Here is a 22,141-nt window from a genome sequence, read left to right on the forward strand (position 1 = left end):
GTTTTACCTGCATTGTGAATCATTTACTGGAACGAAGAGAAAAGCCTTTTGCTAACGGCTAGAGCGGTTCCGGTTAAAACGGAGTCGTCGGAACCGCTCTAGCTATTGGTTTCGTCGCATTATCCTACGCAAAACCGCTTCGCACTTTTGCTGGAAATGCTCTAGAAAAGAGCTTATCACTACTGCAAATATCACAGTATCGCAGTATTTTATGCGGCTGCCTCTGGAAAGAGGGGCGGTTCCTTTCTATCATTATATTCCGAATATCTGATCCTGAGGGGCAGTTTTGTATTTTGAAATAATTACGGTCGTGCTGTTGACCATCCTCAATGGCGTACTCGCCATGTCGGAGCTCGCAGTGGTGTCCTCCCGCCCTGCACGACTGAGGGTAATGGCCGACAAGGGTAGCCGGGGGGCCCGCATGGCCATTGAGCTTGCCGATAATCCCGGTCGTTTTCTGTCCACCGTCCAGATCGGCATCACACTGGTAGGCATTCTGTCGGGTGCGTTTTCCGGCGCAACGCTGGGCGCTCGCCTTTCCGGCTGGCTTCTGGGGCAGGGGTTTTCGCCTGCTCTCGCCGATGCGCTCGGCGTCGGTTCGGTTGTTGTGGTCATCACTTATCTGTCGCTGATCGTCGGCGAACTCGTACCGAAGCAGATCGCGTTGCGTGAACCGGAAGCGGTTGCAAGCCGCGTTGCCCCGACGATGGCGCTGCTGTCCAAGGCGGCCGCCCCTCTGGTCTGGCTTCTGGACATGTCGGGACGTCTGGTCCTGAAGCTGCTCGGTCAGTCGGGCAAGTCGAGCGACGGCGTGACCGATGAAGAGATCAAGTCCGTCCTCGCCGAGGCCCATAGTGCAGGTGTGATTGAAACCGGGGAATCCCGCATGATTGCGGGTGTGATGCGTCTGGCCGACCGAACGGCGCGCGGGCTTATGACGCCGCGCATGGATGTCGAAATGATCGATGTAGACGACAGTTTCGAGCAAATCCGCGAGCAACTGCGCAATACCGGTCGCTCCCGTCTTCCAGTGCGCGGCGAGAATTCCGACGAAGTGATCGGCGTTTTGCAAGTGCGCGACTTCTTCAACCAGCTATCCTCCAAGGGCAGTGTCAATCTGCGCGAGATCGTCAGGGATGTTCCGGTCGTGTCGGACTTTTCCGATGCGCTTGATGTGGTGGAGGCTATTCGCGGCACGCCCACCCATATGGTGCTCGTCTATGATGAATATGGCCATTTCGAAGGGGTGGTCACCGCAGGCGATGTGATGGAAGCGATCATCGGCGCCATGCAGGAGGATCATGTCGAGGAGAAAGCCATCGTGCGCCGGGCGGATGGTTCTTACCTCGTCTCGGGCTGGATGCCAATTGACGAGTTTTCGGAATTCCTGCGTTTCCCTATCGATGAGGATGCGGAATACAATACAGTTGCCGGGCTGGCGCTTGAGGAGATGAAGCATCTGCCGGATGTGGGTGAAACCTTCACCAAGAACGGTTGGGTGTTCGAAATAGTCGATCTCGACGGACGCCGGATCGACAAGCTGCTGCTGACCGCGGAAGTCTCGCAGACCGAATAATTTTCTGCGAGAGCCGTTCCGGTTTTGTCTGGATTATTGAAAATGCTCTGAAAGCGGCACGTCGGGCGATGTGCCGCCTCCGCCGAAGTGTCGTATTGCCCCAAGTATCGTATTGATTGAACCATTACGCTATTGGCATTTTAGATTGTATGCATGTTATACTTGCAAGTCGGGGGGCAGGTTTGCTGCCATTCCTTTTCGGCCAGGAACTGGAGGGGCGTTCCCGATTGGAAAAAGCTGAACGTGCTCTGGCCGGTGGTGGCGTATAAATGGGGTCGAGGACAGCATACTGGCTTCAACTGGCCAGGTCGGCATATGGCAGGCAAAACAGCCCGATAACCGACAAGATACTCGCGGACCAGCTCAGGGACATTTGCGAGGGCACACGCTTCTCGATGCCCATCAGCACGATTCTGTCGATGCTCATTTTGCTGGTTCAGGTGGCAGAAGGGCACTTCCGGGTATCCATTGTCTGGTTTGTGCTGGTCAATATCATCAACGCACTGCGCTTCATCGATGCAATAGCCTACTACCGGAGTTCGGCTGCGCCCGTTGAAGATGTTGCTGTTTTACAGCGCCAGCTCACTCGGTTCCAGTTGCTCGCGGCCTTGTCGGGCCTGCTATGGGCCGGCGTTGCAGTTCTTTCCCATGGATACACGGACCCGCAATCGTCGGTATATCTGGTCATTCTTGCCGGTATTTGCGCGGGCGCCGTTACCTACGGTTCCTCCTATGCTGCCGTGGCAATCAATTTCATAACGCTACCGCTTGTCGTGACGGCAGTTTGCCTGGCTTTACAGGCCGATCTGCAGCACGGCGTGCTTGCTTTTTCGGTCGTTCTTTTCTGGTTCGGAATCACCCGCGGCGCACTGCTTGGGCAGCACAGGTTTATCGAAACCAGCCGACTGAAGCACGAGGCCAAGCAGACGGCCGATGAAATGGCGCTCAAGTCCCAGGAAGATCCGCTGACGGGGCTCTTCAACCGACGTGGTCTTGAAACGTCCATTCGCCTGTTTCCGGTGAAGGACGGCCCGTTCATCGTCATGCTGATCGATCTCGACGGGTTCAAATCCGTCAACGATACCTATGGCCACAAGATAGGCGATGATCTCCTTGTCGCCATTGCGCAGCGCATCCGGCAGGTTTCGCCCGAGCGATCCGTTTTGGCGCGCATTGGTGGCGATGAGTTCATACTTCTTTATCCCGAGCCGGCGGCGAAGATCGAGGCTGGACTGGTGGCCGCGCGCATTATCGGTAGTTTGACCGCCCATTATCAGGGTATTCTGTCGGTCGAAATCGGTGCTTGTGTCGGCATCTGCCGGCTTGAGCGTCTTGATCCGGTTGAAATGCTGCTGCGGGCCGATTTCGCACTTTACGCGGCCAAAAAACGCGGCCGCAACGAGTATTACTTTTTCGAGAAGCGCCTTCAGCATGAGTGGGAGCGTAAACAGAGCATCGAGCGTGATCTGCGTATCGCGATCGAAACCGGACAGATACAAACTTACTTCCAACCGGTGGTCGAACTTTCCAGCGGGCGTATGATTGGTTTCGAGGCTCTGCTGCGCTGGGATCATCCACAGCACGGCGCAATCCCTCCACCGGAAATCATCGACGTTGCCTGTGAAGTGGGCGTGGTGCGACAGCTCACGCACAATGTGCTCTTCAATTGTTGCGAGATGATCGACAAGCTCACCGAGGGCGGGCGCAATGATCTGACAGTCGCAATGAACCTTTCCCCTCGTGAATTGGCAGGCGGGCGCATTCCGCATGAAATCCTGTCCCAGATGGAAAGACGCGATCTGCCGATTTCCATGCTTGAAATCGAGATTACGGAGGAGGCCCCCTTCGATCAGCGCGGGATGAGCGACAGCCTCGGCGCCCTGTCGAGCGCGGGTGTTTCCATTGCACTTGACGATTTCGGCACCGGCTTTGCCACCTTTGCTTCCTTGAAGAAGGGCCTCATCACCAAGATCAAGATCGACAAGGTATTTGTGCGAGGTATCGCCGAATCCGAAGGCGATCAGCACATCGTGCGCGCCATGGTGGAGCTGGGAGATGCCCTCGGCATCAAGGTCACTGCCGAAGGGATCGAAACGGAGGAAGACCGCGACACCCTTTGTAAACTCGGCTGCAACAGCGGACAGGGCTTCCTGTTTTCATCGGCTTTGCCGATGAATATGGCTCTGGATGCCCTTGTCAGGTCGAGCGCCGGGGCAGGGATCGATCAGGGTGTCCGCTAGAGCATTTCCAGCAAAAGTGCGAAGCGTCTACGCGGGGAAATCAGTTCACTGGACTGATTTCTGATCCCGCTTCGATGCGTCGGATAATGCGTGAAAACAAACAGATAGAGCATTTCCAATGATTCAATCAAAACAGGAAATGCTCCAGAGCGCCGTGCGTCCATTTGGACGCACAAAGGTCGCTCTAACTTATTGAATCTGCGCATCGTGCTTTGGTTCGATATGGTCCGGACCGAAACGGCTATTGCTCTGTCCCGTCACCCAAAGCTTGGTCCTATACAAAATGAGGTGTTATGGTCGCGTCAATGAGGGGATGGCGGAAGAGGCGCTTTGCGGAGGAAACTGAATGACCGATAAAAAACCCGATGGCCCGGTGCTTCTATCGGGCGGCAATCCCCAGATCGCCAAGGGTGAGGGCGATGCTCCGGTTCAGGCCTATATCGCGGCCATGCCTGGATGGAAAAGCGAAGCAGGTCGCCGCCTCGACGCTCTTATCGTGCGCACGGTTCCCGATGTTCATAAAGCGGTCAAATGGAATTCTCCGTTCTATGGCATGAAGGAAGAGGGCTGGTTTCTCAGCTATCATTGCTTCGAGAAATATATAAAGGTTGCGTTTTTTCGCGGTGCAAAGCTGAAGCCGATGCCGCCGGTCGAATCCAAGAGTCAGGACACGCGTTACGTCCACATCCATGAGCAGGACGACGTGGACGAAGCCCAGCTCGCGGACTGGATCAGGCAGGCAAGCCAGTTGCCGGGCGAGAAAATGTAGAGTGTATCCCGAAAAATGTGAAACGATTTTGGGATAAGATGCGCGTCAAAAAAATGGTTAGAGCACCGATCTGATTGAATCAGATCGAAACGCGCTCTGGCTAGAGGGAGGAATTTCATGGCAGGCGATGACGATGCTTCTCAGCTCATAGATGGGCGTATTGCCGAACTCGGCGACTGGCGCGGAGAGACGCTTGCCAGAATGCGTGCACTTATTAAACGGGCTGATCCAGAAGTCATCGAAGAATGGAAATGGCGGGGTGTCCCCGTGTGGTCGCATGACGGCATTATTTGCACCGGGGAGACTTACAAGAAGGTTGTAAAGCTCACTTTTGCCAATGGCGCAGCGCTTGAAGATCCGACCCGGATCTTTAACTCCAGTCTTGAAGGCAATACGCGCCGGGCGTTCGATATAGGCGAAGGTGAAGAGGTCAACGAAAATGCGTTCATCGCGCTCGTTCAAGCCGCCATTGCGCATAACGAGGCCAAGCAGGCGCGGAAAAAATCCAAACGCGGCTGACCGTCGGTCGTGAAATAGTGACTGACTTTGTAGGATCCGTCGATTTTCGACGGATTTTTTTATGCGTGGTTCGATGGGATTGCGCTGCTGACCGGTGTCTTTACGAGACTCGTGCCGCTGTTCAAAATTGCGAGCACATGAAATCAGGAAGATAAAAAATGCCACTGAGGTTGTAATAATTCATCTTGGGTTCATTGATTTCGCAGTACAGTAAACATCTAATTTAGAAATGCCTAATAAACATAATAATGATATGTATTTAATAATTTATAATTTTGTTGCAATATAATATTGGTACTAAATTTAGTCATCACTTGATCGATGATGTTTTACTTCGGCGGTAATGAAGGGGTATTCGGATGTGTATAGCCTGTAATCCTGGTATGGTGGCCTATCTGCGGTCCACGGCCTCCAGGCGAGATTTCCTGAAATATCTGGGCGCTGCCGCCGCGACTTCGGCCTTTGCCTGTTCCTCGCCGGGTATGGCGTTTGCGCAGCAGGCTGCAGCGCCTGCTGGCGATATCATCTTCAAGGGTGGAACGATCCTCACCATGAATGACAAGGCACCGCGTGCCGAAGCGATTGCCACTCGGGGTAATAAGATATTGGCGGTCGGCAAGCTGGATGATGTTCAGTCGGCTGTCAGTTCCGGAGCGCAGGTGGTGGACCTTCAGGGCCGCACCTTGATGCCGGGCCTGATCGATCCGCATATGCATTTCGTGTTCACGGCTTTCGAGGACTGGATCGACGTCAGCCCGATCACGACGCCGGATTACGCGACCGTCTGGTCGAAGTTGCAGAAAGGCGTCGCTGACGCCAAGCCGGGTGAATGGGTGCGCGCGCAGCAGTTCGATGCCAGCATCACGAAGGACGCCAAAATTCCGACACTGGCCGAACTGGATGCCCTTGCGCCCAACAATCCGTTTTTCATGCAGGAAAGCAACGGCCATATCGCCTATGCCAACAGTGCGGCGTTCAAGGCCGCTGGCATCACCCGCGAAACGCCTGATCCATCCGGCGCGCGCTTTGTGAAGGATGCCAATGGCAACCTGACCGGGCGTCTGGAAGAAATGGCGGCGCAACAGGAATTCCTTGGCGCCATGCCGTCTCCAACGGCAGCAGATATGGTTGGGCGCGTCCAGCGTTTTCTCGATCACGCAAGTTCCGTCGGCTGCACCATGCTGCACGATTGCGGCATTGGCATCATGGCCGGTGCGCAGGACCTGAAAATCCTTGATGCGGTTCTGGGTGAGGGTAAGGCCCCGGTGCGTTATCGCGGCATGCTTGTGTCAACGATCATGGACGAATGGGAGAAGGAAGGGATCAAACCCGGTCGCGGTAACGACCTTTTCCGCGTCGACGGTATCAAGGCCTGGGCGGATGGGTCCAATCAGGCGCAGACTGGCTATCAGCGCGAGAATTATCTGGGCACCGATGCGCGCGGCGCCCTGAACTACAGTCTCGAGCAGGTGACGGAAGTCATTCGTCGGGCGCATGAAGGCGGCTGGCAGGTTGGCGTCCACGCCAATGGCGACGCTGCGATCGACATGGTTCTGGACGCTTATGAATCTGTCCTCGGCAAGTCTTCGAACAGCGATCTGCGCCATCGTATCGAACATTGCAGTGTCTTCCATCCGGACCAGATGGCGCGCATGAAGGAGATGGGGCTTTCACCATCCTTCCTGATCGGCCATGTGCGCTGGTGGGGCAAGGCATTCCGCGACCGTCTTCTGGGGCCGGAGCGTGCGCGCTTCTACGATCCATGTGCGTCGGCTCTGGCGGCGGGCCTCAAGATCTCGCTTCATTCCGACTGGAACGTGACGCCGATCGAACCGCTTCGTTACGTCGAGGATGCCGTCACCCGCGTAATGAACGAAGGTGGCGAAGTGTTCTTCCCTGAAGAACGTATCCCGGTGGATGCAGCGCTGCGCGCCGTCACCATCGATGCTGCCTGGCAGTGCCATATGGAAGATCAGATCGGCTCGCTGGAAACCGGAAAGTTTGCTGACTTCGCCATTCTGGAAGAAGATCCAACCACGCCGGATGTGAAGATCAGCCAGATCAAGGTCAGCGAAACGTGGATGGATGGCACCAAACGTTATTCGGCCTGACCGGAAAATCCGGCGACAGTGTGAAAACTGTCGCCGGATTGGTTCGGCTTCATAGAATATCGGCGGCGCGGTGATCTTTATCGACGCCGTCGATCAGAAACACCTCTCCTTCTGATCCTTGCCTGCGCCATTCGATAATCGCCTGATAGGCGGGTGAGGCATACCAGTTGCGCGCCGTCGCCAGATCGGGAAAAGCGATGACGATCAAATCGTCCGGCGATAGACCTTCCAGTTCATCTTTCGGTCCGCCGTGAATGATGAAATGTCCGTCGAATGGTGCCAGAGTTCCATCGATTGCTTTCAGATAATCGACAATGCCCTGATTGACCCGGACATTGCGAAGCTGTGCGATTGCATAAGCGGTCATTTGATATCCCCGTTCGATCAGAATGCAGCTTGAAGCATACGGCTGGCGCGAATTTCGAGCCCGGTAAGCGCTGTCACCGCCGCGGCCTGACCAACGAGAAAGATCCAGCCGAACAGATTGGGAGCAATCATCCCCGCGACAGGCAGGAAAAGGCTGGCTGCTACCCATGCGCCATTGCCGAGAATGATGAAGTTCACCGCCCATGCCGGTGGACTTGCGATCTGCGATACCCAGGCCATGAAGGCCGCTATCGGCAGCAACAGCACGCCTGCCCAGTAAAGCAATGTTGCGGGAATTCCGGTCAGTTCACCGACCGGTGCCGAGGCTGCGACAAGGGCGACACCCATCGCGGCGCAGGTGATGGCGTCGATGGCGACAAGTGGCTTGAGGGCAATTATGGAAAGTGCGTTTTTCATCCTATCGACCTTTCATGTTGGCTTCCCGTTGTTCGGGCTGGCTGCATATTTGCCGTGTTGCGTTCTGGGGTCGATTACGTGAGAGGTAATTGTTGCTATGAATTTTGCAGCGCATTCCAGAATGCATCTGCCAGCCATGACGCGCGGAGCAAATTGTCGGAGGGATCGGACTGCTTATGACCGGAACGCAACAGACAGTCGGGTCGCTTCTCAGGGAATGGCGGCAGCGTCGCCGTTTCAGCCAGCTCTCCTTGGCGGTGGAGGCCGAGATTTCGCAGCGTCATTTGAGTTTTCTGGAATCTGGGCGTTCTGCGCCCAGTCGCGACATGGTTCTGCGTCTGGTCGAGCATCTGGACGTACCGCTGCGGGAGCGCAACCGGATACTTGTTGCTGCCGGATATGCCCCGGTTCACGGCGAACGAGGGCTGGAAGCGCCGGAATTTGCCGCCGCGCGGACCGTGATCGAAGCCCTGCTGCACGGGCACAACCCACATCCTGCCCTTGCCATAGACAGGCATTGGACCCTGCTTTTGGCGAACAGGGCAGTGGGCGTTCTTACCGAGGGCGTGGCAGACCATCTTCTGCAGGGGGAGGTGAACGCACTTCGCCTCAGTCTGCACCCGGAAGGGCTGGCGCCGCGCATCCTGAATTTCCGGCAATGGCGCAGCCATATTCTTGCACGCCTTGCCCGCGATGCGGACAACTCCGCCGATTCGCGACTGGCAGCACTTCTCGATGAGTTGAAATCCTATCCGGTCCCCTCGCGCGCGGCATCTTTGGGTGGCGGAACTGTCACCGATAATCCGGTCGCCATTCCGCTCAGGATCGAAAGCCGCGAAGGTCCGCTGGAGTTTTTGAGCGCGACGACGGTATTCGGTACCGCCGTCGATATCACGCTGTCGGAAGTGGTGATCGAAACCTTCTTTCCCGCCAATGAGGAAACGGCAGCCGCCATGCGGCGGCTCACCGTCGAGTCATAGTTTAAACTGCGCGGGTCAGACCGCCATCCACGCGCAGGTTCTGGCCCGTGATATAGGCGGCGCCATCCGATGCGAGGAAGGCGATCGTCGCAGCAATTTCCTCGCTCGTGCCATAGCGCTGCATCGGAACACTTGCCCGGCGCTCTTCCACCTTCGGCAGGCTGTCGATCCAGCCCGGAAGAACATTGTTCATGCGGATATTATCGGCTGCATAGGTGTCGGCGAAAATCTTGGTGAAAGAGGCTAGCCCGGCGCGGAACACCGCCGAAGTCGGGAACATGGCGCTCGGCTCGAACGCCCATGCGGTCGAGATGTTGATGATGACGCCCGATTTCTGCTTCTGCATCGTCGGTACGACCAGACGGGACGGGCGAACCGCATTGAGGAAATAGGTGTCCATTCCCTTGTGCCAGTCTTCATCTGTGATTTCGAGGATCGGCGCGCGCGGGCCGTGGCCTGCGCTGTTCACCAGCACGTCAATACGGCCCCATTTTGCCAGAACCTCATCCACAAGGCGCTTCAGATCGTCATTCGACTGGTTCGAACCGGTGATGCCGATGCCGCCCAGTTCCTCGGCCAGTGCTTCGCCCTTGCCGGAAGATGAGAGGATTGCAACCTTGAAACCATCCTGCGCCAGTCTGCGCGCGGCAGCGGCGCCCATGCCGCTTCCGCCGGCCGTTACAATCGCTACTTTTTCTATTGTCATGATGCGTTCCTTTTTCCGGAATGTTGCGCGGGAGGGCAACTGTTAATAACCATTCTTTGACGTTATAGCGGATAGCCATTATTCTGACGAACGAAAATGCGTAACGTTATACAGTAGAAAATCTATTCGGTTCGATTCATGAAAAGACTTCCCTCACTCAATGGTCTGCGTGTGTTCGAAGTCGTCACACGGCATCTGAATTTCCGGCTGGCGGCCGAAGAACTTGGCGTGACGCAGGCGGCGGTGGCCCAGCAGATACGCGGGCTTGAGGCAGAGCTTGGACTGAAACTCTTTGAACGCCAACCCCGTACGCTGGTCATGACCGAACCGGCTCGTGCATACATTGCCAATGTGCGGCGCGCGTTCGACCTGCTTTCGGAGGCGACCGAAATGCTGCGACCCGAGCCGCAGCACCTGACCATCAGCGTGACGCCGACATTCGCATCGAAATGGCTGATCCCGCGACTGGCCGAATTCACGCGTGCACATCCTGATATAGAATTGCGCATTGTTGCCAGTGACAAGGTCGCCAATTTCCAGACCGATGCTGTCGATCTGGCGGTGCGCTACGGCGAGCCGCCATTCGGTCCGGGGCTGAATGCGGAGCTGCTTTTCGAGCATGTGATCGTTGCTGTGGCAAGCCCGGTGCTTGTCGGCAGGCTTGGCGATCCGGGGCTGCCGGAAAATCTGGAGCACTATCCGCTGCTACACGATGCGCATAATTTCTGGCCGCGCTATCTGGAAAAGGCTTTTCCGGGCGGCGTGTCGACTTCGCCGAAGAATATTCGCTTCAACCAGACGTCACTTGCCATCGATGCGGCGATTGCCGGGCAGGGGCTGGCACTGGCAAGCCGTTTCTTCGTGGAAAAGGAAGTTGCGTCGGGCAGCCTCGTTCAGCCGCTGGCCACAGAGTTGCGGGTGGGCGCAGATTTCTATGCGGTTTCCCTTCGAAAGCCGCGCCATCCGGAATCGGTTGATGCCGTCAAAGCTTGGTTGAAAAGCGCATCAGGTTGATGGTTCGGGCACTTCTATCTCAGTCTTTTGACTGCGGGTTGGTATGGTGATGCAGACAAGGCAGATGACGACCAGAAGAACACCAAACCAGCCGAGGGCGGAAAGGCGCTCGCCGACAATCACCACCGCGAAAAACGCGGCGACAACCGGTTCGAACAGCGTGATCGTCGTCGCCACGCTTGTTTCAACACGGCTCAACCCGTAGCCGAAACAGACATAGCCGAGGAACATTGGCACGAAGGCCATGTATAGACCCACAGCCGCATTGTTCCATGAGGCGAGAAACGGCCCACCGGTTGCGATCAGAACCGGCATCAGCAGAAGACCGCCTATGCCGAAGGTTGCGCCCATGGCGGTTGTTGATGATATGCCGCCCTGCATGAGCTGACGCGCGCATGAGGAATAAAGAGCATAGGTAAAGCCCGCCACCAACCCGACCAAGGCACCCATGAGTGTGGAGCCTTCTGCAGACACAGCATGGCCGCCGCCCTCCGACATGCTGAGCAGGACCATGCCGATAATTCCGACCGTCGCACCTACCAGCCAGCGCAGCGAAGGGCGAAAGCCGCTTTGCCGATACTCGATTGCTGCCGAAAGAAGCGGGGCGGAACCAAGCGAAATGACCGTTCCGATGGTCACACCGGCCATTCGCATGGAGGCATAAAAGGCGAGGGGATAAATCGCGACGCAGACCGCGCCCAGTATGAGGATGCGCCATCGATCGGCAAGTGCCTTTCGCGAGGCGATTAGCCCGCGCCAGGCGATTGCCGCCTGTGCCAGTCCGCCAAGGCCCATGGCTGCGGCGCCAATCGCAGCCGCGCCGACCTCGGGCGCAAAGGTTGCTGCGGTGCCGGTCGTGCCCCAAATGGTGGAAGCGACAATGATGGCCGTCACTCCCAGAAGATAGCTTTTCGATGATTGCATTTTATACAGACTTCAAAATCGTCGCGACCATCGCCTTGGCCTCGCCAAGACGCGCACTGTTGCCTTCAAGGCCAGCCCGCATGATTGCTCCTTCGAGAATGAAGGAGAGCTGCGCGGCCAGTTGGTTGACCCGAGGCGGATCGTCGGGGATTAAGCCGGTGAGATGTGTCACAAGCAGGCCCTCGACCTCTTCCTTGTGTTTTCTCACCGCCTCACGACCCGGATCGCCAGCCGGCAACTCTGCTGCCGCATTCAGCAGGCCGCAGCCGCGAAATCCATGTTCATAGGCAAACTCCGCGTGGTCGCGATAGGCGTCGAACACCGCCAGTATCCCGTCCATCGGGCTTGCTGCCTTTTCCAGTCGCTTGTCATAGAGGCCCAGCCATTCGGCATGGCGATGCTCCAGATAGGTGGCCACCAGCTCTGCCTTGGACGCGAAGTTGTTGTAGAGGCTCTGCTTCGCCACGCCTGCGCGCTGGATGATCGCGTCGATTCCGGTCGCCGAAATGCCTTCATCGTAAAACAGTTCCGCTGCGGCTTCTAAAAGCCGCTCGCGTGCCGGTCTTGAGCTTGTCGTTGCAGGATCGCTCATTTTATTTTGCCTGAATGATTAGGTAGACCAGTCTACCTATTTAGGATGCGGAGTCAATTGCAGCAGAAAAACTGTTTGGAAGCCTCAATAGAGGAGAAGTTCTCCGCTGGTTTTGGTTTTAACCCCTTGTCCCTAGGGAGAGATTCACGTATCCGCTTAATTAGGCAGATGGAACGGGAGGTCGTCCGGTGCCGCAGAGACTTTCCCCCCTGGCGCCTTTCCAATACAAAACATTTCGGGCGCTTTGGTCAGCAACATTGGTTTCCAACCTCGGTGGTCTGGTGCAGACAGTCGGTGCGGGTTGGATGATGGCAACCATCGCCCATTCGGACGATATGGTTGCACTGGTGCAGGCTTCGACCACCTTGCCTGTCATGATCTTTTCAGTTGCTGCCGGGGCCTTGGCCGATAATTTCGACCGTCGCCGCATCATGCTGACCGCGCAGGTTTTGCTCCTGATCATTTCGGTCGCGCTGGCGGCTTTTGCCTATCTTGGCATTCTCACGCCGTGGATGCTGCTCAGCTTCACCTTCCTGATCGGTTGCGGCGGGGCATTGCACAATCCGTCATGGCAAGCGTCGATGGGGGACATCGTGCCTCGCACCGATCTGCCTGCAGCCGTGGCGCTCAACAGCATGAGCTTCAACCTCATGCGCAGTATCGGCCCGGCCATCGGCGGCATCATCGTTGCGGCGGCGGGTGCTGCTTTTGCCTTCATTTTCAATGCGTTCAGCTATTGTGCTCTCATTCTGGCGCTGTGGCGGTGGAAGCCGGAAACGGTCAAGTCCACCCTGCCGCGCGAAACGCTCGGGCCGGCCATGGTGGCGGGGCTGCGTTATGTCGCCATGTCGCCGAACCTCCTGAAAGTGATGTTCCGGGGCTTTCTATTCGGCTTGTCCGCTATTGTCATTCTGGCGCTTCTGCCACTGGTCGCGCGCGATCTCGTCCATGGAACAGCGCTCACCTACGGTATCATGCTGGGTTTCTTCGGACTTGGCGCTATTGGCGGCGCGTTGCTTAGCGCCCGGCTTCGCGAGATTCTCGGAAACGAATGGCTGGTGCGGGGTGCTTTCGTGGCCTTTGCAATCAGTTGTGCCCTGCTGTCGATCGGCCGGAATATGTGGCTGAGCTGCATTTTCCTGCTGCCTGCCGGTGTTTCTTGGGTTCTGGCGCTGTCGCTGTTCAACGTCACCGTGCAGCTTTCCACACCGCGCTGGGTGGTGGGGCGCGCTCTGGCGCTTTATCAGACCGCAACCTTTGGCGGGATGGCAGCGGGTAGCTGGCTTTGGGGTTCTGTCGCGGACGAATATGGCGTGCCGGGCGCGCTTCTGGCCGCCGCCGTCGTATTGATGTTCGGCGCGCTGATTGGTCTTCTCCTTCCGCAGCCCGAGTTTGAATCCCTCAATCTCGATCCGCTCAACCGTTTCAGCGAGCCGCAGCTTCGGCTGGATCTGCGTTCGCGTAGTGGTCCGATCATGATCATGGTCGACTACAAGATCGCACAGGAAGATGTTCCAGCCTTCCTTTCCGCCATGGCCTTGCGCCGCCGTATGCGTATCCGTGACGGTGCCCGGCAATGGGCATTGCTGCGCGATCTGGAGAACCCGGAAACCTGGACGGAAAGTTATCACGTGCCGACCTGGGTCGAGTATGTCCGCCACAACCAGCGCCGGACCCAGGCCGATGCGGAAGTGTCGGAACGGTTGCTTGCCTTGCACAAGGGAGACAAGCCGCCGCTCGTCCATCGCATGATCGAAAGGCAGACGGTTTCCATTCATGACGACATGCCGCTCAAGGCACATCTCGACTTGTCGTGAGCACCGTTTTTAAATTGAGGCAAATCCGGGATTTGAGCCTGTTCGGTGCTGAAACGGGAATTGCGGGGCGAAAGTACGCGCATTTCGCATCATATTTTGTGGCGACGGACGGACAAAAGTAAGGCGAAATAAAGACTAGAAGCCCAAACGCTCTCGCAGTGCTTTCCGATAGGATCGCGAGACCGGCCACGATTGATCAATGCCACGCATCCTGACCAGCCATTTGTCGGTCATGCTTCGGTCTATGTCCAAGACGTGCACGACATTTATGAACGTCGTGCGGTGAATACGGGAAAAGGTGCTTGGCGGCAGAATACCTGCCCATATGCCGAGCGGACGGGAGTCGAAAACCGTGGAACCGTCGCCAAGCCATATCTCGCTGTAATTGCCCGCCGAACGCACCCCAACGATTTCTTCAGGTAAAATTCCGCGCATCACCCCGCGTTTGTTGACATAAAGCACCGATGTCGGGTCGGTTTCTTCGTCCGACACCGGCTCATTATAGAGCGTCGCATATTTGGCCTGGGCGATCAGACTGGCGCACTGGAACATGGCTTTGATTTCAGCGCGTGACCAGCGTCTGGCTTCCACCGTCGTGTCGAAGCCCATGATCCCCCGCAACCGGTCCTGGTAAAAGACCGGTATGCTCAAAATGCTCTGATTTCCCTGCCGCAGGAATTCTGCCTGAATGAGGCGTGCAGTGCGCGGCAGGCCTCTGACATCATGGACGGCGACGGCTTGTCCCTCAGTCAGATAGCGATGCAGCCAAGCAATCAATGTGGTGGGAGCTTCCTGAAGTTCGGAAATATAGGCCGTCGTTTCGCCTTTGCACCATTCATGCGTATTGCGAAACCGCAGAAGATCAGGCGCATATTCGATCATCCATGCCCGGTCAGCCTGCGATGCATTGCCGACGAAAGCGAGAAATTCAGAAATAGCGTTTTCAACGGGTTTGCGGAGCAGATGCAGGGCGCAAATATAGGGCCAGTCGAGTGCCGGCGCTTCCGCGCACTCGTTCTCGGAATAGATCCGGTAGGCTCCAACCGCGCTGTCCAAGCCGCCTCCCAAAACGTTACGTGATCGAAATCCGTCATTTTATAATAGCAGGACAGTATATTGAATATAATTACCCGCTATTTGCAATAGAATTCACGCGGCGATTGCAACCGTTATGTCAGGTGATTTACCTAGTCGAGCAGGAAAGCGGTCCGGAATGGAGTGGTCTATGCGGTGTGTGCTGGTCAAAAGCCCCGGAAAGCCCCGGTATGTGTGGTGATAGCATAATCATACCGAGGCTGCGCATTTGCCTGATTCCGCCGAAGCGGTGCGCCGGATCAGATTAATGATCATTGCGACAGAAAGAAGTCTTACTTATTTGCCCTGCGGAATGGCTGTGGATCAGTTAATTTGAATGTAAATTGATTTTATATCGCATGTATTTTATTTCAAATACTTCATGCCGCCGTGCCTTCGATCTCGGCCTTGAGCTCTGATTGCGCCGATCCGGCGATGATGGCCAGATGAGAATAGGCTGCTATGGGTGGCGCGACATTTTCGGGATTGAGAATACAAACGGAGCTTTTTGTTTCTTCTGCCAAAGTCGCCTTTATCTTTGGAGAGCGTTCAGACCCGAAACCAGTCCGGGCCTGAAGCGGACATGAAGCAGACATCAGCCGATATCTTCGACCTGATCGAGATATTGACCATATCCTTCCGCCTCCATCCGTTCTTTCGGAACGAAACGGAGCGATGCCGAATTGATGCAGTAGCGGAGGCCGCCACGGTCGACCGGGCCATCGGGGAAGACATGTCCCAGATGGCTGTCACCATGCGCCGAGCGCACTTCCGTTCGCACCATGCCATGTGAGACATCGCTCAGTTCCGCGACATTGGCAGGTTCAATCGGCTTGGTGAAGCTGGGCCAGCCACAATGAGACTCGTATTTGTCGGCGGAGGCGAACAGCGGTTCTCCAGAAACAATATCGACGTAGATCCCCGGCTCCTTGTTATAGAGATACTCGCCGGTTCCGGGGCGCTCGGTGCCGCTTTCCTGCGTGACGCGATATTGCTCCGGCGTGAGCTTCGCAATCGCTTCCGGATTCTTTTTGTAAGTCATGATGTGCGCTCCCTTGATGCGTATCCTGAATCTAGGACGAAGGAAGCAACTATTCCAGTCCGCAGCAATTGACGAACTGTTGAAGAAGGAAATTTGGTATTAGCCTGTGCGGCGATTGAGCATTTTCAGGGCGTGAGGCGTTAGCATCTCAGCGCCCTGTTATAAGGCCCGATTGGTTCAGCGAACTGAAAAAACGCTCCTCCATCGGAACGGGGTTTCTGTATATGCAAGGAGAGACGCGAAGAACGGGGTGGTTCCCCCAAGTCTCATCTTGGCGAGTGACCCGACGCGGCAGATCGCCAAAGATCAGTCTTGGCATTTCAGTGTCCGAAGGATGTGGTCCATCCGCTTGGCTACAGCGTCGAAAAGGTTGGAAAATGAACAACATTTCCTTCGCCTTTTCTCCTTGTATCCAAACGGATGACTTCACACCATTGTCACCACATTAGAGCGCGTTTCGATCTGATTGGATCAGATCGGCGCTCTAACTTCTTCTATTTCAAGCATAATCTTGATCGTCCTCGTTTCACTCCGGTCGGATTATGCTCTAATAGGTTCTGACCCTAGCCATTCCGGGTCGATTTCCGGCAGCGGAATCGCGTCGAGCAGCGCGCGTGTATAGGCTGACTTCGGGTTGGCGAATACCTGTTCGCAGGGCCCTGCCTCCACTACCTTGCCGAAACGAAGCACATAGACGCGGTCGCAGATGGCTCTGATGACGCTCAGATCGTGACTGATGAAAGCCATGGACAGGCCCATATCGCGTGACAGGTCTTTCATCAGGTTGAGAACCTGCGCTTGGGTAGAGACGTCGAGGCCCGAGACGATTTCGTCGGCCAGAACAAAGTCCGGTTCGAGAAGGGCGGCGCGGGCGATACCCACTCGCTGGCGCTGGCCGCCCGAGAGTTCGTGGGCGTTGCGGCCGAGCACGGCATTGGGCAGGGTAAAGCGGTCGAGAATCCTGAGTACCTTCGCCTCAGCCTCCGTTGCGCTGGCGGCCAAGCCGTGCAGCAGCATTGGCTCTACCAGGATACGACGGATGGAGTGGCGTGGATTGAGCGACGCCATGGGATCCTGGAAGATCATCTGCATGCGCCGACGCAGCGGTCGCATCCTGCTATCAGGCAGACGGGTTATATCCTGTCCGTCGAAACAAATCTCACCGGCGCAGGTATCGACGAGACGGAGCAACGCCCGGCCAAGTGTCGTCTTCCCTGAGCCGGATTCGCCGACAATGCCGATCGTCTCACCGCGATCGATGTCGATATCGACGCCATGCAGCACCTTGTGGCCAGCAGACTTGCTGAAAAGTCCGCCTGCACCGTAAGCAACCTCGATGCTGCGGGCTGTGAGAAGCATGTTGCTCATCAAGTTATTCCGATCTCTGCGCGCAGTTGCTCGAACACCGATTGCGGTACCGGCTCGAGACCAGCATCTGGGCGGTCGTAGCGCGGGCCGGCTGCCATTAGGGCTTTCGTGTAGATGTGTTTGGGCCGCTGCAGGACATCGGCGGTGCTGCGCTGCTCGATCACCTTGCCGGAGTAGAGCAGCGTTACGCTGTCACAAATCTGGGCGACGACGCCGAGATCGTGCGTCACGAATATCACGCCCGTGCCATGAGCGCGCTGCATGCCGCGAATAAGACGCAGGATCTGCTTTTGCACCGTAACGTCGAGCGCAGTCGTCGGCTCGTCCGCGATCACGAGCTTGGGTTCGAGCGCAAAGGCAGAGGCAATCAGTACGCGCTGGCGCATGCCGCCCGACAGTTCGTGGGGATAAGCGCGCAGAACGCGCTCGGGATCGCGGATATGCACTTCCTCGAGCAAGGTCAGCGCGCGTTCACGGGCAGCCTTGTTCGACAGGCCGCGCTTGAGGCGCAAGCCATCGGTGAGCTGTGCCTCGATGCGACGGCCCGGATTGAGTGCCGTCTGGGGATCCTGCGGGATCAGCGATATCTCGCTGCCCATGATCTGGCGCAATTGCGGTGCAGGCATGGTCAGCAGGTCACGGCCCTCGAAATCGATGGCGCCGCTGGTAATGCGGACCGTGCGCGGCAGGATGCCAAGCAGTGCCTTGGCGATGGTCGACTTACCGGCGCCGCTTTCCCCGACGAGTCCTCGGACCTCGCCACGCTCGAGCGTCAGGGCGACGTCGCGAAGAACGGGCGCGCCGCCGTCCCGATCCGAGACCGCCGACAGGTTGTTGATGGAGAGAAGGGGTGCAGTCATCGGCGCATCATCGGGTCAAGGGCGCGGCGCAGACCGTCGCCGAGCTGGTTGAAAGCAAGAACGGTCAGGAAAAGCATTATGAGAGGTGCCACCAGCACCCACCATCCCTGATAGATGATCTGCCGACCCTGCGCGATCATACCGCCCCATGTCGGCGTGTCGGAGGAGACGGAAAGGCCGACGAAGGAAAGAATGGCTTCGACGATTACGGCGATGCCCATTTCCAGGCTGATGAGCGCGATCAGGACAGGACCGACATTTGGCAGGATCTGGCCGATCAGGATCTTGAAGCGGGAGAAGCCGAGAACTTTCGCTGCCGTCACGTAGTCCATCTGCGCCTGCGCCATGGTTTCCGAACGGACGACGCGACAGAAACGTGTCCAGTCGATGATGACGATGGCCGCGATGACGGAATGAACGCCCGCGCCGAAGACCGCGACCAGCAGGATTGATAGCAGGACCGGCGGGAAGGCCATCCAGATGTCGACGAGGCGCGAGATGACGGCATCCACCCAGCCGCGATACCAGCCAGCGAGCAATCCAAGCGCGGTGCCGACAAGTGCTGCAAGTCCTGCGGCGATGAAGGCGACGAGCAGGGCGATGCGCGTGCCGTGGATCAGGCGCGAAAGCACGTCACGGCCTAGATCGTCGGTGCCGAACCAGTAGCCGGGTTCGGTGCCTGCATAGCCTGCGGGGGGCAGAGTGGCGAGCATAAGGTCCTGTTCGAGCGGGTCCTTTGGAGCGAGCCAGGGTGCGAAGATGGCGACCAGTAACAGACAGAGGATAAAGCCCCCGCCGAGGATTACCTTGGGTTCGGAAAGCGCCGCGCGCAGTGACTTAGCCATGACGCAGCCTCGGATTGAATGCGGCGACGAGTGCGTCAACCAGAATATTGATGACAATGAACAGCGCGCCGAAGACCAGGACAAGTCCTTGAATGAGCGGCAAGTCGCGGTTGATGACGGCGTCGATGGCCATATTGCCGATGCCAGGATAGGCGAAGATGCGCTCGACGATGACGGTGCCGCCGATCAGGAAGGTGAACTGGACGCCGGTCAGTGCAATGGTCGGGCCAATGGCATTGCGTAGCGCTTCCTGCAGCACCAGCCGCAGCGAGGACATGCCCTTGAGCTTGGCGAGCAGGATATAGTCCTGCACCATTGCTTCAAGCAGTGCTTCCTTCAGCACGCGGGCGATAATCGCCGCGAGCGGCAAACCGAGCGCGAGAACCGGCATGGTCATATGGGAGGCGATGTCGGCGAACTGTGCAAAGCGCAGGCGTAGCAGGCTTTCGAACAGATAGAAGGGGGTAGCAAAATTGCTTTGTACGCTCGGATCGATGCGTCCCGACAAAGGCAATATGGGGAAGAACACACCCAACATCAGCACAAGCGCCAGTGCCCAGACAAAGTCGGGCACAGCAAGGACCACCCCGTTGACGGTATCGATGACCGGTTCGACCGGCGTGCGGCGCGCGAGAGTGCCAGCAATGGCTACGGCGGTGCCGAGCAATATGGCGAAGACCAGTGCGGCGAAGGCGAGCTCAAGGGTTGCCGGCAGGCGTTCTGAAAGCAGTTCCAGAACATTGCGGCGCAGCGAAATGGATGTGCCGAAATCACCTGAAAGCAGTGACGTGAGCCAGATATGGAACTGGCTGAAGATACTGCCATCGAGTCCATAGTTTGCGCGAAGCTGTGCGATCTGTTCGGGGGTAGCGCCCGGCGAAATCATCATAGCGATAGGGTCGCCTGGAACGACGCGTAGCAGGACAAAAACCACGACCGCGACCCCAAACAGAGTCACTGCCGCGAGAACCAGACGGTTCAGGATTGAAAGAGCAAGCAGTTGCATGAGTATGGAGCCTTACGCAGGCAGACAAAGACGCTATGCGAGCGTGTCCGGCTGGATAAGCCGGACACAAATCAAGCAGTGGAAGGCCGGGACACTGGATGCCCCGCCAACGCGCAATCAGGCCCTCGATATGAGTGTCGGCTGCAGCGCGCCCGAAACGTTCGGAATGGCCTTCAGCGTCGACTTGTAGACGATAGGCTGTGCGTATTGCAGCAATGGCAGCACGTAACCCTGCTCCGCAATATATTTGCAGACAGCTTTCCAGCCGGCGATGCGCTTGGCCTCGTCTTTCTCACCCCATAGCGGTGCGATCATGCCATCAAGGTCATCCGTGTTCCACACCGAGTGCGGGGAAGGGCCAAACATGGCAAACCCTGTTGAGGTGGTCGGATCACCGATTGCATTGCCCCAGTTGTAGAAGGCAGCGGGCGCAAGTTGGTCGGCGGCGCGCAGCTCATAATGCTTGGCGATCTCGTAGACCTCGATCTCGGCTTCGATGCCGACCTTGCGCCACATGCCCACGATGGCCTGAACCATTTCGTAGTCCTTCGGCTTCAGGCCCCGCGTGGTCTGGATCTTGAACTTTACTGGTTTGTCGGTCGAATAGCCGGAGTTGGCCAGCAGCTTCTTGGCAAGCTCGGGATCGTAGGGAACCTTGATAGACGGATCGTAGGCCGAATATTCCGGCGCTTCGAGCGTATCGATCGGTACGCCATAGCCGCGCAGCAGGCGCTTGACGATGGCTTGCTTGTCGATCGCGTGACAGGCGGCCAGGCGCACATTCTTGTCTTCCATAACTTCAATATTGTTCAGGAAGATCATGCCGATATCGGAGATTGGAGTCGCAACGCCTGCCAGACCTGCCTTTTCCTTCAGGCGGTCGAATTCCTCATAGGGGATTTCCAGCGTGACGTCGGACGAGCCGGACTCGATCTCGGCAACGCGGCTGGTGCCATCGGGCACAAACTTGAAGATGACTGTTTCGAAAGCTGGCTTGCCGCCCCAATAGTTGGGATTGGCCTTGAGGCGCAGGAAGGCGTTGCCTTCATAGGCGTCAACCATGTAGGGGCCGGTGCCAATGGGCTTCTTCTCAAAACCTTCCGCGCCCACCTTTTCGTAGTAGGCTTTGGGCAGGATGTAACCGGTGAGGAAAGCCATCCACATGAAATAGGTGGGCTCGAAGCGGAGCACATCGCCGGTGATCTTGTTGCCTTCGATCTTGTAGTTGCCGGCTGTGGACCAGACGAACTGGATCGGGTTGCCGGTCTTGTCGTTGGCGGCACGCTCCAGCGCCCAGACCACGTCTTCCGGGGTGAACGGCGAGCCATCGTGCCAGGTCACGCCTTCGCGAACATCCATCCAGACTTTGGTCTTGTCATCGTTCCAGCCCCAGGCGGTCAGCAGGCCCGGGACAAATTTGAGGTCGGGATCCTGGCCGATATACTGGTCGAAGATCGAGCGGTAAATTGCCTGGATGGTCGGATTGACCGCCGATGGACCGACGGTCGGGTCGAAGGACGGGAGATTGACGTTGAAAGCGATGGTAAGCGTGTCGGTTTCCGCTGCCTGCACCGGCACGCGTCCGGCCAGGATGCTTGAAAAAAAGGCAGCAGCGCCCATACCCAACGCCTGGCGACGGGTGAATTCAGTCATGATTTGCTCCGCGTTCCCCTGATCCCGGCTTTTTTGAGTGTTCCCCCACTCGCCAGGATATTTATTGTTCGGAATACTTTAATCTTAAAATAGCGCCGATTGGCTGGCAAGCGAATTGTACATTCCGATAGCAATTTTAAGTCGAAATATATGCCTATGCATATTGCTTCTTTGTCGGTATCACGCGCTCGCTGGCGTGAGCGCGGGCTTGAAATGTCCATAAATGCGATCTGAGGCATATGCAGATTAAGAAATATGATTC

General features: G+C 57.0%; 21 protein-coding genes. 8 read left to right on the forward strand and 13 right to left on the reverse strand.

The genetic code is table 11. The features are described from left to right. The first annotated feature begins 286 nt into the window (after positions 1-286). The 5 genes from FIB18_RS12850 (at position 287) to FIB18_RS12875 (ending at position 7,215) form a co-directional block, all read left to right on the forward strand. The gene (locus FIB18_RS12850; protein ID WP_140021093.1) at positions 287-1,576 is read left to right on the forward strand and encodes a hemolysin family protein; all 1,290 of its coding nucleotides are present in this window, start codon (positions 287-289) and stop codon (positions 1,574-1,576) included. Between the two features lie 395 nt (positions 1,577-1,971). Further along, positions 1,972-3,816 carry a putative bifunctional diguanylate cyclase/phosphodiesterase gene (locus FIB18_RS12855; RefSeq protein ID WP_235894889.1) on the forward strand — a complete coding sequence of 615 codons (1,845 nt, stop codon included), beginning with the start codon at positions 1,972-1,974 and terminating at the stop codon, positions 3,814-3,816. A gap of 346 nt (positions 3,817-4,162) precedes the next feature. After that, positions 4,163-4,585, forward strand: a complete 423-nt coding sequence (locus FIB18_RS12860) for a DUF1801 domain-containing protein (protein WP_140021095.1) — start codon at positions 4,163-4,165, stop codon at positions 4,583-4,585. 117 nt (positions 4,586-4,702) lie between these two features. Next, on the forward strand, positions 4,703-5,104 hold the full coding sequence (locus FIB18_RS12870) for a DUF1801 domain-containing protein (RefSeq protein WP_140021097.1): 402 nt from the start codon (positions 4,703-4,705) through the stop codon (positions 5,102-5,104). Positions 5,105-5,463: 359 nt separating this feature from the next. Beyond that, positions 5,464-7,215: an amidohydrolase gene (locus tag FIB18_RS12875; protein WP_140021098.1), complete on the forward strand. Its 1,752-nt coding sequence runs from the start codon at positions 5,464-5,466 to the stop codon at positions 7,213-7,215. 49 nt (positions 7,216-7,264) lie between these two features. On the opposite strand, the gene FIB18_RS12880 is transcribed toward FIB18_RS12875, so the two are convergent. Both FIB18_RS12880 and FIB18_RS12885 read right to left on the reverse strand, forming a co-directional pair. Next, positions 7,265-7,582: a DUF1330 domain-containing protein gene (locus FIB18_RS12880; protein ID WP_071630907.1), complete on the reverse strand. Its 318-nt coding sequence runs from the start codon at positions 7,580-7,582 to the stop codon at positions 7,265-7,267. Positions 7,583-7,599: 17 nt separating this feature from the next. After that, a complete protein-coding gene (locus tag FIB18_RS12885) occupies positions 7,600-7,998 on the reverse strand; it encodes a hypothetical protein (protein WP_140021099.1) in 399 nt (132 codons plus the stop codon). Positions 7,999-8,174: 176 nt separating this feature from the next. Between FIB18_RS12885 and FIB18_RS12890 the strand changes: the two genes are divergently transcribed. Then, the gene (locus FIB18_RS12890) at positions 8,175-8,978 is read left to right on the forward strand and encodes a helix-turn-helix domain-containing protein (protein ID WP_140021100.1); all 804 of its coding nucleotides are present in this window, start codon (positions 8,175-8,177) and stop codon (positions 8,976-8,978) included. Between the two features lies 1 nt (position 8,979). Here FIB18_RS12890 and FIB18_RS12895 read toward each other — a convergent pair whose 3' ends face one another. After that, positions 8,980-9,684, reverse strand: coding sequence for an SDR family oxidoreductase (locus FIB18_RS12895; RefSeq protein WP_140021101.1), 705 nt, complete (start codon positions 9,682-9,684; stop codon positions 8,980-8,982). 138 nt (positions 9,685-9,822) lie between these two features. On the opposite strand from FIB18_RS12895, the gene FIB18_RS12900 reads away from it, so the two are divergent. Then, the gene (locus FIB18_RS12900) at positions 9,823-10,698 is read left to right on the forward strand and encodes a LysR substrate-binding domain-containing protein (RefSeq protein ID WP_140021102.1); all 876 of its coding nucleotides are present in this window, start codon (positions 9,823-9,825) and stop codon (positions 10,696-10,698) included. Here the strand turns inward: FIB18_RS12900 and FIB18_RS12905 are convergent. Both FIB18_RS12905 and FIB18_RS12910 read right to left on the reverse strand, forming a co-directional pair. Continuing rightward, entirely contained in the window at positions 10,690-11,622 is a 933-nt protein-coding gene (locus FIB18_RS12905) for a DMT family transporter (RefSeq protein ID WP_140021103.1), read from the reverse strand. The genes FIB18_RS12900 and FIB18_RS12905 overlap by 9 nt on opposite strands. A gap of 1 nt (position 11,623) precedes the next feature. After that, positions 11,624-12,214: a TetR/AcrR family transcriptional regulator gene (locus tag FIB18_RS12910; RefSeq protein WP_140021104.1), complete on the reverse strand. Its 591-nt coding sequence runs from the start codon at positions 12,212-12,214 to the stop codon at positions 11,624-11,626. 188 nt (positions 12,215-12,402) lie between these two features. Here FIB18_RS12910 and FIB18_RS12915 point away from each other — a divergent pair, with 188 nt between their 5' ends. Beyond that, positions 12,403-14,031: an MFS transporter gene (locus FIB18_RS12915; protein ID WP_140021105.1), complete on the forward strand. Its 1,629-nt coding sequence runs from the start codon at positions 12,403-12,405 to the stop codon at positions 14,029-14,031. Between the two features lie 135 nt (positions 14,032-14,166). On the opposite strand, the gene FIB18_RS12920 is transcribed toward FIB18_RS12915, so the two are convergent. The 8 genes from FIB18_RS12920 to FIB18_RS12955 all read right to left on the reverse strand — a co-directional run bounded on the left by FIB18_RS12920 (position 14,167) and on the right by FIB18_RS12955 (position 21,879). After that, complete coding sequence (locus FIB18_RS12920; RefSeq protein WP_140021106.1) at positions 14,167-15,087, reverse strand: LytTR family transcriptional regulator DNA-binding domain-containing protein; 921 nt, start codon at positions 15,085-15,087, stop codon at positions 14,167-14,169. A 398-nt stretch (positions 15,088-15,485) separates the two neighbouring features. Further along, positions 15,486-15,629, reverse strand: coding sequence for a hypothetical protein (locus tag FIB18_RS25195; RefSeq protein ID WP_235894890.1), 144 nt, complete (start codon positions 15,627-15,629; stop codon positions 15,486-15,488). Between the two features lie 71 nt (positions 15,630-15,700). Beyond that, positions 15,701-16,147, reverse strand: coding sequence for a peptide-methionine (R)-S-oxide reductase MsrB (gene msrB / locus FIB18_RS12930; RefSeq protein WP_140021107.1), 447 nt, complete (start codon positions 16,145-16,147; stop codon positions 15,701-15,703). Positions 16,148-16,687: 540 nt separating this feature from the next. Continuing rightward, positions 16,688-17,515, reverse strand: a complete 828-nt coding sequence (locus FIB18_RS12935) for an ATP-binding cassette domain-containing protein (RefSeq protein WP_140021108.1) — start codon at positions 17,513-17,515, stop codon at positions 16,688-16,690. Further along, the gene (locus FIB18_RS12940; RefSeq protein WP_140021109.1) at positions 17,515-18,375 is read right to left on the reverse strand and encodes an ABC transporter ATP-binding protein; all 861 of its coding nucleotides are present in this window, start codon (positions 18,373-18,375) and stop codon (positions 17,515-17,517) included. The genes FIB18_RS12935 and FIB18_RS12940 overlap by 1 nt, the downstream gene beginning before the upstream one ends. Further along, on the reverse strand, positions 18,372-19,220 hold the full coding sequence (locus tag FIB18_RS12945; RefSeq protein WP_140021110.1) for an ABC transporter permease: 849 nt from the start codon (positions 19,218-19,220) through the stop codon (positions 18,372-18,374). Before FIB18_RS12945 ends, FIB18_RS12940 begins: the two co-directional genes overlap by 4 nt. Continuing rightward, positions 19,213-20,220: an ABC transporter permease gene (locus FIB18_RS12950; protein ID WP_407921858.1), complete on the reverse strand. Its 1,008-nt coding sequence runs from the start codon at positions 20,218-20,220 to the stop codon at positions 19,213-19,215. Before FIB18_RS12950 ends, FIB18_RS12945 begins: the two co-directional genes overlap by 8 nt. A gap of 123 nt (positions 20,221-20,343) precedes the next feature. Continuing rightward, positions 20,344-21,879 (reverse strand): ABC transporter substrate-binding protein, encoded by a 1,536-nt coding sequence (locus FIB18_RS12955; RefSeq protein WP_140021112.1) that lies wholly within the window; start codon positions 21,877-21,879, stop codon positions 20,344-20,346. Between the last annotated feature and the right edge of the window lie 262 nt (positions 21,880-22,141).

Source organism: Brucella pecoris (assembly GCF_006376675.1).
GTDB lineage: Bacteria > Pseudomonadota > Alphaproteobacteria > Rhizobiales > Rhizobiaceae > Brucella > Brucella pecoris.